General features: G+C 44.7%; 10 protein-coding genes and 1 pseudogene. 3 read left to right on the top strand and 8 right to left on the bottom strand.

What is annotated here, in order from left to right; genetic code table 11:
- A pseudogene (locus HLM86_RS08145) lies at nucleotides 1-415 on the top strand (transposase); the annotation flags it as partial.
- 183 nt (nucleotides 416-598) lie between these two features.
- Here HLM86_RS08145 and HLM86_RS08140 read toward each other — a convergent pair.
- A complete protein-coding gene (locus HLM86_RS08140) occupies nucleotides 599-1,015 on the bottom strand; it encodes a VOC family protein (RefSeq protein ID WP_076588560.1) in 417 nt (138 codons plus the stop codon).
- Between the two features lie 373 nt (nucleotides 1,016-1,388).
- Nucleotides 1,389-3,095, bottom strand: a complete 1,707-nt coding sequence (locus HLM86_RS08135; RefSeq protein WP_170882566.1) for a S8 family peptidase — start codon at nucleotides 3,093-3,095, stop codon at nucleotides 1,389-1,391.
- Nucleotides 3,096-3,437: 342 nt separating this feature from the next.
- On the opposite strand from HLM86_RS08135, the gene HLM86_RS08130 reads away from it, so the two are divergent.
- Together HLM86_RS08130 and HLM86_RS08125 are read left to right on the top strand one after the other, a co-directional pair.
- Nucleotides 3,438-3,923: a PaaI family thioesterase gene (locus HLM86_RS08130; protein ID WP_076588557.1), complete on the top strand. Its 486-nt coding sequence runs from the start codon at nucleotides 3,438-3,440 to the stop codon at nucleotides 3,921-3,923.
- Between the two features lie 39 nt (nucleotides 3,924-3,962).
- A complete protein-coding gene (locus HLM86_RS08125) occupies nucleotides 3,963-4,106 on the top strand; it encodes a hypothetical protein (protein WP_170882565.1) in 144 nt (47 codons plus the stop codon).
- 131 nt (nucleotides 4,107-4,237) lie between these two features.
- On the opposite strand, the gene shyA is transcribed toward HLM86_RS08125, so the two are convergent.
- From shyA to HLM86_RS08095, 6 genes are all read right to left on the bottom strand, one after another.
- Entirely contained in the window at nucleotides 4,238-5,545 is a 1,308-nt protein-coding gene (gene shyA, locus HLM86_RS08120; protein WP_483887724.1) for a peptidoglycan DD-endopeptidase ShyA, read from the bottom strand.
- Nucleotides 5,546-5,711: 166 nt separating this feature from the next.
- A complete protein-coding gene (locus HLM86_RS08115) occupies nucleotides 5,712-6,011 on the bottom strand; it encodes an isoamylase early set domain-containing protein (RefSeq protein ID WP_076588554.1) in 300 nt (99 codons plus the stop codon).
- Nucleotides 6,012-6,112: 101 nt separating this feature from the next.
- On the bottom strand, nucleotides 6,113-6,730 hold the full coding sequence (locus tag HLM86_RS08110; protein WP_076588552.1) for a hypothetical protein: 618 nt from the start codon (nucleotides 6,728-6,730) through the stop codon (nucleotides 6,113-6,115).
- Nucleotides 6,731-6,950: 220 nt separating this feature from the next.
- Nucleotides 6,951-7,271: an FAD-dependent oxidoreductase gene (locus tag HLM86_RS08105; RefSeq protein ID WP_290313369.1), complete on the bottom strand. Its 321-nt coding sequence runs from the start codon at nucleotides 7,269-7,271 to the stop codon at nucleotides 6,951-6,953.
- Nucleotides 7,272-7,530: 259 nt separating this feature from the next.
- Nucleotides 7,531-9,072: a M28 family metallopeptidase gene (locus tag HLM86_RS08100; protein WP_076588550.1), complete on the bottom strand. Its 1,542-nt coding sequence runs from the start codon at nucleotides 9,070-9,072 to the stop codon at nucleotides 7,531-7,533.
- Nucleotides 9,073-9,147: 75 nt separating this feature from the next.
- On the bottom strand, nucleotides 9,148-11,487 hold the full coding sequence (locus HLM86_RS08095; RefSeq protein ID WP_170882564.1) for a M4 family metallopeptidase: 2,340 nt from the start codon (nucleotides 11,485-11,487) through the stop codon (nucleotides 9,148-9,150).
- Nucleotides 11,488-11,975 lie beyond the last annotated feature (488 nt).

The raw sequence follows: 11,975 nt of genomic DNA, 5'->3' as shown, positions 1-11,975 counted from the left end.
ATACACGGACTTAAATCCTATCCGTGCTGGCCTAAGCGATACGTTACAAGCGTGTGACTATACTTCCATTAAAGTGCGGCTTGAAGCCTTAAGTCAGCCACAACCAAGCGCTCCTTGCCTTTATCCTTTTATTGGTCACGCTGACCAGACTAACCTCGACGGCCTACCTTTTCGGTTGGTCGACTACCTTGAGCTGGTCGATTGGACCGGAAGACAGGTGAGGCCGAACAAAAAAAGCGTCCCTCAATCCATACCACCACTGCTCCAAACAGTGAAAATCAGCCCATCCTCTTGGTTAACGGCATGCACCCAGTTAGAACATAAACGCGCTTTATTGGTGGGAGGGAAAGAGTGTTTCCCCACGGTCATCCCGATAATGAACAGGCAGCGTATACACGGGTATCAGCTCACATAACATGCCATTTTTAATCTCGTTCTCAGCGAACGCTGGGAATGAATATGCCTATCAATCTAAGACTCTTATCCTTTGTCATTGTCAAACGCTACAGATGGCTTGCTTCAGTCAATGCACCTATCGTTAGGCCCCTTATGCGTTTATATGGTGTCTGTCCCTATTTCTTGTCCCTATATTTTACAGCTATTTTTTAGCAACGGGGTGATCCGGATTTAACTGAAGAAGATCCCAAAGGTTACCGTACAAGTCTTCAAAAACTGCGACTGTCCCGTAGTCCTCATGTTGCGGGCTACGAACAAACTGAATACCGATTGATTTCATACGTTCATAATCGCGCCAGAAGTCGTCAGTATTTAAGAATAAGAAGACACGCCCACCTGTTTGATTTCCTATAAAGTCTAATTGCTCAGGCTTCGATGCTCTCGCCAATAACAACGATACTCCATTGGAATTGGGTGGGGCTACGACAACCCAACGTTTATCCTGTTCCGGTTGATAGGTATCTTCAATTAGTTCAAATTGCAGTTTGTTAACGTAGAAATCAATGGCTTCATCATAGTCTCTTACCACTAGTGAAATATGAACAATACTTTGCTTCATTTCGTTACCTTATTTTTTCTGGTTCCGGTGACTTGACCCTGAACAACACAGTTTTTCATGCCTGTCCTCATTAGGCACTCATTAGGTACATTAGGCACCCGCGAAGTACGATGCCTGTCCCCATTTAGAGAAGTGGTCCCCGCGTGATTGAAACACACTATGTTGTGCAAATCCACATTCAATTAGCACTATATATTGTACCAAAACATGAAAGTCACATTGATAGAGGAAGGCATGGAGACAGAGGATTCGATTTGAGCCTTAATGAATTGGTGTTTGATTCAATGGGCAGGATGAGCAAAGTAGACAGAATTGTTATTAAATGAGGGAGCGAGACTTCTCGCCCCCCCCCCCCGCTCATAGCATGATCGGATTAACGGCTTTCTAACTCAGCGAAAATCGCTTCTGCGTCAACAATACCGCCTGAAATAGACAAGGTACTAAAAGGTACCAAGTCTTCCGGAGTCGAAGGCTTATTGACCAACAACTCAGGATAGTTACGCGATTGACTCATTAGTAGCTCTTTCATCTCAACCGCTGATAGATCTGGGTATCGAGACCATACCATCGCCGCCACACCTGAAACCACTGGAGCAGCCATACTCGTGCCACTGTATGCAGAGTAGGTATTATTTGGTGTTGATGAAAGAATTCGGTAACCCGGTGCAAATACATCGACGGACTCTTGACCAAAGTTACTGAAACTCGCCACAAGCGCATTATCAGCATGCTTGGCAGACGCTCCTACGTCCATCCAAGTCGAGATAGGTTTAGACCAAGAATGTTTTGCATAACGGTTCGGGAAGCTTGGTTTGATGTCGTTGTCATTACGGCTGTTACCCGCCGAATGCACAATTAGCACCCCTTTACGCGCTGCGTAACGGAAAGCATGATCGACGATAAACTTACGTGGAGAATAGCTCTTACCGAAGCTCATGTTGATGATCTTTGCACCATTATCTACCGCATAACGCACAGCATTCGCGATATCTTTGTCCCGCTCATCACCATTTGGTACCATACGAACGGCCATGATTTGTGCTGCATCTGACAACCCGTCAATACCAAGGCCATTACGGCGTTCAGCGGCAATGATTCCAGCAACATGCGTTCCGTGAGAGCCCACTGGGCCTTTCACGTCGTTGTTTCCATAGCCCTTTTCCCATGGGTTATAGATATCATCCATCACGACGTCTTTGCGGGTATCAAATTCGAGGTTGTAATGATAATCCAATGATTCCTGATATCGAACTCGACGTGACTCCAGATAGTCGAACGAGTACCAGCTTTCAAAAACACTGAGCAGCCCTTGAGCCGCGTCTACAACGTCTTGATTCGCGTGGTTGAGCAGCACTTGAAGCCCAGCGACGGTAAAATCCTTATGGTCAGTCAACTGCGTAATGGTGCTCTTAAACTGATTGGCTTGCTCTGTCGCTTGCGTCACTTTATCAAGTGATTCTTGATAAGAGTTGACTGAGGCTAGATAATCCGCTTCAACGCCCTCATAGTACTCACGTTTTTTTCGTGGAATCCAGTGCTTACCTTCAAGAAGTTCGAGGTATTTCTTATATTCACGCGTCACTTCCAATGTATCGTGATCAACATTCACACCCAAGGAGTTACCCAGAAAGTTCCAGCCATGAATATCGTCGATGTAACCGTTGCCATCATCATCAATGCCATTGCCCGGGATTTCATCTACGTTAGTCCACAGTTTATTCTTAAGATCTTCATGATCCACATCAACCCCAGAATCTAGGACAGCAACAATCACTGGTTGTGGTTTCAACGGTGGCATTAAAGATTCATAAACGTAGTCCGCACCGACACCTTGTAGGCTAGAATAGTTTGCAGAGGCGTTAAACCAATCACCACGATCTTCTGACGGCGTACTCATCATTCGCATAGAAAAGAAAGCAGGTCGAGCAGGCTTGGGGGAGAAATCGGCAACAATGTTGCCTTTCACGTCTTTAATAAAGGGGGAATTGATTGGGCTTGAATCAGCACTGACGTTAGCTGAAATAGAGGCTGACGCCATAATGGCAGCAGCAAGCGCTGAAAGCTTATATCCTTTGTTCATTCGTTACATCCTATTTAATTATACGCTCCATAAGCGCCCAAAAGATAAAATGCAACGGGATTAACGTCATTCACAAAATCAATTAAATGATATTGAGATCTCACTTAAGTAGATGTTTTCCTCGTAAAGTTTGAGATAAATTCTATTGATATTAGTAATATTAATTAATACCGTCATTATGTATATATAATAATTAGTTACGTCACTACCTATACAAGAAAACATGACCTCCCAACAGCCTCCTGTTTGTCTTCACAATTTCATTGACTGGGCTTTCAACTCACAAAGTTTATTGCTTAACTGGAGGCCATATATCAGAACAAATAACGGTCAGAAAAGCATATGAATATGGGCAAAGCATTTCAAGAACAGATCCCCAATAACCATTGTTTTGGCTGTGGGCCAGAAAACCCATTTGGCTTACAGATTAAAAGTCACTGGCAAAAGGAAAATACTTCCATTGCTCACTTTACACCCTCCGCTCACCATAGTGCAGGGCCGCTTCATTTTCTCAACGGCGGGATTATTTCGACCATTATCGATTGCCATTGTGTTTGTACGGCGATAGCAAAGGGTTACCAGATGCAAGACAGAGGGATCGGAGATGGTGACACCATCTGGTTCGCGACAGGACATTTGGAAGTGCGTTTTATCAAACCCGTGCCAATCAATCAAGAGATCACTCTGTTGGCCACAATCGAAGAAGCAAAAGAGAATAAAATTGTCGTTAGTTGTGCGCTTTACGCTGGTGATAGCCTTTGTTGCGAAAGTGATGTGGTCGCTGTTAAAGTCCCCAATCAATGGTTTGAACCCCGAGCAACGGACTAAATAAGCCAGCGGTGCCGCTGGCTTAGCTGTGAGGCATCAATGTCTTTAAAAAGTGTCACCACCGCCAATCATCAATACTTAGGAGTCACCCTGTACGTCAGTCGAATACTCTGTCGTATCCGCTTTATAGTGGGCGGAGGTATCAATATCGACATACCAAACCGACACGAAGCCAAAGATTAACACATAGCAATGTTTTCATATTGACGGCTGTCAATTTAACTTCAGGATAAGAGACTTGGCCACGTTAGTCACGCAGAAAAACGGGTGAGTATAGACAATAAAACAGCGTCCGAAGACGCTGTTTTAACACTCTAACTCGTTGGAGGTGAAGCACTTTGATCCGCGAGCTGAATCTCTTGCTGTCGAAGCATAGTATCCAGTTGATCACGCCGCTCTTTAAACGCTGCCATTTCCACTTTGGGTACTGAACTCGCCATGGGAATGTTGGCTTTCATTGCATTGACAGGCCTGCCACGATCAATCAACTCATAGTGGATGTGAGGACCTGTTACTCGTCCCGTCGAACCAGATAATCCAATTTGTTGCCCACGTGACACTTTTTGGCCTTTACGGACCAATATTTTACTCAAATGCAAATAGCGAGTCTTATATCGGCTGCCATGTTCAATCACCACATAATTACCCGCATACGGATGTTTACGGGTCATAATAACAACACCATCGCCCGTCGATACAATGGGTGTCCCAGTGGGAGTGGCCCAATCCGTTCCATTGTGTGGTGCAATGCGCCCCGTCACTGGGTGTTTACGGGTTGGATTAAAGTTTGAGCTTAAACGATAGCTTCCACTGATCGGCTTACGCTGAAATGCACGTTGAAGACTGTTGCCATTCTTATCATAGTATTGACCATCAGAGTGGAGATAAGCTGTCAGCTCACGGCCGCGATTATAAATTTTTATCGCCTGCAATTCTTTGTTGCCGGTTATTTTGTTTCCGACATACTGTTTGGAAAGCACCACTTCGAATACATCGCCAGCTCGTAAATCTCGAGAGAAGTTCAGTTTATCCTTCAATAGAGTGACAATCTGTTCATTCTCAGCACTGCCTAAACCTAATCGATGCAAAGACTGCGAAAAACTCCCCGCAATTTCCCCAACTAGCGCTTGCTCTTTCCAAACACCGGGAATTTTGACATCATTGAAAGCATAACTGCCGTCGTCAAGTCTGGTGTAAACCGCCCGTTCGACAATACTGAACTCTAGTTCCATTTTCCCCAACCCTTGCGTTTCTGGATCGCGCCAAAATCTTAGGGTATTGCCGGGCTTTAGCGTATCCAGCGCCAAATAGTTCAGGTCGGTTTCCATGACTTTCATCAGCTCACTGTAACCAAAGCCCAACTGATCAAAAATGCTGCTCAGGTTATCCCCTCGTTTAATTACGTATTCGTAATCGGGAATATCCTCAGGCACCTCAGCCTCAACGACTGGATCGCTTTCAAATACAGATTCGGATATCGATAAATCAACAGTACGTGGGTATTGGTCGCTTTTGTTTGTTGCGTAAAAAACCAATGCGGCAACAATAGGAAGGCTCAAAAGCATCATTCTTCGCGGCTTGGAGAATGCGCTGAAGCGAAATATCAAACTTCTGGATAGCACTTACTTGACCTTATAATAAATGATTAAGACAAAGGTATAAGGGTACGAATTTCTGCCACTCTTGTCACCTGCCTAATGTCATATTTGATGCAAAAAAGGCGCAAATGCGCCTTAATATAGACAAAATCCAACGGAGTATAATCACTTAATTTCACATTCATTCAGTTTACTGATAGGTTGAAACCAAGCAATTATCCGATCCATATCCATTCGGTTGATAACGGTCAGCGTTAGGATCATTCACCCACTTTTCATTATCCACCAAATAGCGAAATTCAAACTGGCCGTCTTTTGGCAGACGAGTTTTAAACTTAAACGACTTTGTCTTCGTCACTTTCTCCATTTGAATGGGTTGCCAATTTAAAAAATCCGCAACAATAGCGACACAATGACCAACCTGATCTTGTGGTAACTCAAAAGTCACCTCAACCTCATTTTTGGTTTTAAAGAAGCGTTTATTAATCATGATTGACTCCGTTTAAAATTAGTATCCATCCGTTTTGTTGCGCATCAGCCTAGATGACAAGTTATTGGCGCACCACAGAAAAACGGGGCAGCGCCTCATGGTTAATTGAGCTGCCGGAGATTTTCCTGTTCACTTAACTCAAACAGTATAGTCGTCATATTTGAAGGTTCTTGTGACATGGGTTGACCAACATCACGTTTGTGAATCGTCACCTCGATTCGGTTGGCGTTTACTTCAAGCTTTTCAAATACGATGCGATCCCCGAGCAATATGGCCTGCTCTGATATCATTCGTTTCCTAAATTGATCATAGGCAAAACTGGTCATATAGTAAAAGACGCCACTTCCCTGATTTGAGACCGTCATGATGGCCACCCATCGAGCAGGGTCGACCTGTACTAACGTCGCCATATCAATGTCCACGTCTCCCCGCTCTTCTCCATCTTCATATTGGCCACTAGCATGACCTGATTCCACATCGATCTCGTCAATAAAAGTGAAAGCCTGAGTCTCAGGTACTTTGATGGTCCAAGGATTGGTCGTTCTAAGGCCAAATGCAGAAAACATGACTTCGTTATGACGTCCAGAATGGTTAGGGAACTTCGCTCTAATCTCTTCATCTGACAGACTGAATCGGTAAATGCCAGCTAAGGTGACAACGATTAAAAGTAGAATGGGGATCAAGAGAATCAAGGGGATGGGGAGGAAACGTTTTTTCATCTTATTTATCTTCGTTTAATCTGAGCGACTCATGGACGAATGATATCAGTAACAACGACCAGAGCGTAATTGAAATCAGCATAACCTTTTGTCGATCACTGACAAGAGTTCCATGTCAGCTCACCACCGCGAATTCCTCACCTTCATCCAGTGCCCTCTATAAAAAAGCCAGCGCACGACGCTGGCTAACAAGGATTATCAATAAATATCCACCTTGTTGCTATAAGGTGTGTTCAAGCTGGTCATTCCCAATCATCTCACCATTACGGTTGAGAAAGCGCTGATAAGAAAAGGGCGAGAGATCGACACACGTAGGGACTTCCCTCACGAGTTCATCCAAAATCTGTTCGGTGATTGCGGAAGTCAGCCCCCCTGTTCGAAAGTGCCCACAAGCATTGAGGTATCCATCGACGTCTGGAACGGCACCTAAAATTGGCAATTCGTCCGGAGAGCCGGGTCTAAGCCCCGACCAACAGCGCCTAATATTCATATCTTTCAACTTAGGTATCGACTTCATTGCCCCTAAACCTAGCTCTTTCATTTGCTTAATATCGTTAGTGGTCTCAACCCCCGTTCCTCTGTCGTCGAGCCAATCAATATCTCACCATTGTCTTTTTGGGCAATATCACAGTCGCTGGTGGTTAAACAACCATTGAGTCACTTGGCCTTTCACGGGCATTTCCAATTCACTGGGCACCTAATGCAATTGTTGGTAAAAGAAGGGTAGAGCTTGACCTCACACAATGAGGCTCCACTAAATAAAAAGCCCACGACTTGCGTGGGCTTGTTCAGCATATTGACTACTGTTTATCTTGAACGTTGTCAGGTTCAAAGCTGGCAACGATATCGACTTCATCAAAATTACGATAACCCCGCAGCATAATGTTAAACTCACCTGCTGGCTTGTTAAACACACACTGCTCATTGCTACCGTTCTGGAACGGACGGCAATCGTAGTCTGTTTGAGAAACAGCACCGTCATATTTCACATACAGATCAGCGTCGCCGCTATTGGGACCTGTTATTGTAATGGTGACTTGACCCGCCTCCGCAGTACGAAAGACAAACATCTGCTCATCAAAATAGCCCGAAGAGAGATTTTCAACTGGTATCCCATTTTCTAATTGAGTCGCGGGTGAATCGGCATCATCTAGGCTGGTTTCAACCAAGTAAGCGATCGCCAGTTTCGCGAATTTTGTGGCATGGCTTGCCGTAGGGTCAGAGTTTTCTAAGGTGTCGTGCTCGGTATGAATATTGGAGTTATAATCACTAAACATACTTTCAAACGGCATCGCGGCAGGATAGCCTGCATTATGCCAAGAGGCATGATCCGAACAAGCATACCCACAGCGATCAAAATCATAAGTGATATCGCTTGCGTAAGTATCAATCAGTTCGCTCAGAAACTCCGTCAAGTTGCTGTCCGTATAATCATTGATAAAAGTGATGTCATGCGCTGAACCATTGTAGTTGGTCATATCCAGTTGAAGGGCTGAGATCACCTTGGCTTCTTCATTCTTCAGTGTTTGCGCAATGTCTTGCGAACCTCTCAGGCCCACCTCTTCTGCGGCATACCCATAGAACTTAATGGTACGATCGGGTTGAATACCACTTGCAATCATCAGGCGTAATGACTCTGTCACCGTCGCAATACCTGAAGCATCATCATCCGCTCCCGGAGAAATCGTTCCCTCCGTGGTCCACGAACCGACCGTGGAGTCGAGATGGCCACCCACCACTACAATTTCTTGTGGGTGTTTCGCACCAAGCAGAGTTACCTCAACAGATTTCTGTGGGTACTCGCTGTGAGTAATTTGACGAGCAGAGGCATACGAGACATCCTTGATTTCCTCGCTCCAACGATCATACAGCCAATCTGATGCAGCAATACCCGTAGAGGTGGTATAGAAACGGTTAGTAAAGCTGGTCAAGTTTTCAATGGTGGTCACCATGTTATTTGGTTCAACCTGCGCAATCAGTGAATTGACCGTTTCTGGATGGCTGATCACAGGTTTCTCAAAAGAGCTCAAGCTTAACGGCATCGCCGCTGCTTTCATTGCAGTCGCCTTATCAGGGTGAACCATATAGCCGCCGCAACGATGCTTTTCGTCGTGCATATGGCTCGATAGCGCTGCCAATTGCTTATCATTGATTTTCGCCACAACCGCATTTGGCGAAGCCGCAAAGCCACCCAAAATGGTTGCTCCATGCTGGGTAATAAGATGCTGTGCATCAGCATCGGTGGTGATCCAAACATCTTCCCCTTTCACATCAATTGATGATGTCGCAGCAAAAGCGGACGTACTGCCAAAGAGAGCTAAAGCCAAAAATGAGATTTTCATAGGAGAATGCCTTTCCTTTGTTTTTTTGAGTTGATAGAAAGAAGGGCTCCGATTGGAGCCCTGTAGCAAAGCCAATTAGTTTGCTTTTAAGAAGCGATAACGCTTGGTTTCAGAACAAATGTCACCAGAAGTACAGACCTGATACTCGACATCTATGGTTCCATTGTGACGGAACTTATCAACATAAGAACTGAACTCAGTCGCTCCGACAACCTTGCCATTACGCTTAACGACAAAGTAGTCGTCTGTCGCGTATTCCCATGCTAATTTAACCCGCGCTTTGCCATTTGGTTGTTTGTCACCAAATCTCAATTTGAGCGGGAACGCATCCGTCACAGCGTCTTCAATCTTGATGGTCTTATTGGTTGACGTCGCAGAACCTGCATCATCTGTTACCGTCAAGGTCACAACGTAGTCTCCGGCAGTCGCATACGTATGGCTAACCGCTGCACCTGTTTTCGCGTTGCCGTCGCCAAGATCCCATTGGTAAGAAACGATCTCACCGTCACTATCACTACTGGTACTCGTGAAGCTAACGGTTTTTTCATTAACCACATGATTAAATGAGGCGACAGGCGGTACGTTAGTGCTACCCGTATCAAACGACGCTTTCAGGTTGGCGTCTGCGTATTCAGAATAACCAAACACGTTGATGGTGTAACGACCCGCTTGAGGGTTTTCAATCACACAAACTTCGTTGGTCACTGACTCACTCTTACAGATGTTTTCCTGACCATTTGGTGCGTAATCCAAACCAATGTAGATATCTGGATCACCTGTGGCCACTTCAAGTTCAACTGTCAGTTTGTCTTTACCTTCAGGTACTGCAATATCGAAGTACGTTTTCGACCCCGTACCGCCAGCGACGGTAACAGGCTGACCGTTTTCAAGACTCTGATACTCTGGCTCCGGTGGCAGTGGTGGCTCAGCACAAGGCTCTACACCAACAACATCAAAGGCCGCGATAACATCCTCCGTGCTGTACCCTAGATCGCTCGCCGCATTCTTGACACCACATGCACCTTGCCAATAGTTGCTGTCTTCCGCCCAGTAAATCTGGTTGGCAAGTACAAACAGCTCAAATGCTTTCTTGGTATCCCACCCTTGGGTTGTGGATAGGTGATAGAAGGCTTTATTGAAGACACCAGAGCTATAGTGAACATTGAGCCCATCGTAATATTCAGACGCATGGTTGATAGAAGATCCATCACGTGATGGGTCATCGAAGTAACGCAACGCCCCATCGGCCTTAAAGATATTACGGCCAACCATCCAGTCATTGGTGCCTTTCATGTAATACTCTGCGGCTTCACCAGCAATATCGGAGAAGGCTTCATTCATACCACCCGACTGATTGGCATAAATCAGACCTGAATTCTGTTCGGTAAAGCCATGGCTGACTTCGTGAGCCGAAACATCCAGACTGACAAGAGGGTAGAAGGTTGTTGCACCATCCCCAAATGTCATCGCTTCACCATCCCAAAACGCATTTTCATACGCATTACCATAGTGAACACGCATCTGCAGTTTAAAGGTCAATGGTGCGGTCTCAAACCAGTCCTTATACATATCGAACACGACATTACCAAAGTAATGGGCATCGTTGAGAGGCGCGAATGCACCATTTATTTCTTTGTGGGAGTTACGCGGACATTCGTAGGCATAAGGCGTTGAACCAGAGGTCCCGCCATTGAGGTCAACAGTGACGACATTTTCAGATTCCATGATACATTCAGTACCATTCTCGGTAACATCTAGAAAATGGTAGTCCGTACCGTATTCGTACATTCCTGTTTTCTCGTTTCCACCAGGACCTGTACCAATTTGAGCATGTGCAATACCTTCCCAACGATCAATAATTTCGCCACTGTGGGCATCCAGCATTGTGAACGGACGTGAAGGGTGTTCCTTACCTTCAATCAAGTATGACACGACATAAATCAAACGTGTTTTGCCACCATCTTGATAAACGTACAGCTTATCCTGAGCATTTCTCATTGATGGCGTCGCGGTGATACCCTTGGTAAGATCTTTGCTCGCTAACGCTAGCGCCTGAGAACGATTCAGGGAAGGTTTTATAAACGAGCGGTCGACACCTGTCATTTTGACGTAGTTACCTTGAACGGCTTTCAAAGCTCCGCCACGTGCAGATTGTGTCGCATTGAGATAATGCCCCCATACAGGCACACCCCAGATGTTTTGTTGAACCTTCACCTTGTGAATGCCACGCTTTTCCAGATTCACTTCTTTGACCATTTTGAAGCTGGTTGCGTTGTCGACACCAAGCTGAGAGTTCAGCCCAGAGAAGGATGTAAAGTTGATTGGTTTGCTTAGATAAACTGACTCACCGGCGTGAGCGGATAGTGATATCGCACTCGCAACGGCTACTGCCAAAAGACGCTTGTCTATTTTCATTATGATTCTCCTTATCATGGCACTTTAACAAGTGCTAAAAGAAACATAACATTAACAATTGAGAATAATCCCCAACATTCACAATAATTATTTAATTAATCAAAGAGGTGCACAATATATAATGAATTTATTGCGATGATCATAAAATAAGCGGCTACTTTTTAACCAACCCTGTCTCCATTAAACTAAAAATTAAGAAATCGGTCAATTTGTCATATACAAATCAGTCACTTGAAATCACTATCTCATCATAACTTTCATCAAAAAAGGCCAATATTAGCACTTATTTTTTAATCAAAAAGAACAATAAATACCCAAAACATAAAGACTGAAACACTCTAAACATGGTAAGACTGCCTTGTGTCTTACATATATATTCAAAATAGTGTGATAATTATATTATGAAGTAAGCTCATGTGATGTAATATTGCTGACTCAGCTGATTTTAAATCATTAAACGCACATAAAAGAGTTCACAACGATCGCAA

Origin of the sequence: Vibrio ostreicida, from assembly GCF_013074385.2 — a bacterium.
Classification (GTDB): Bacteria; Pseudomonadota; Gammaproteobacteria; order Enterobacterales; family Vibrionaceae; genus Vibrio; species Vibrio ostreicida.
Note: the sequence above shows the minus strand (reverse complement) of the source record. Positions and strands in the feature narration are given on the sequence as shown.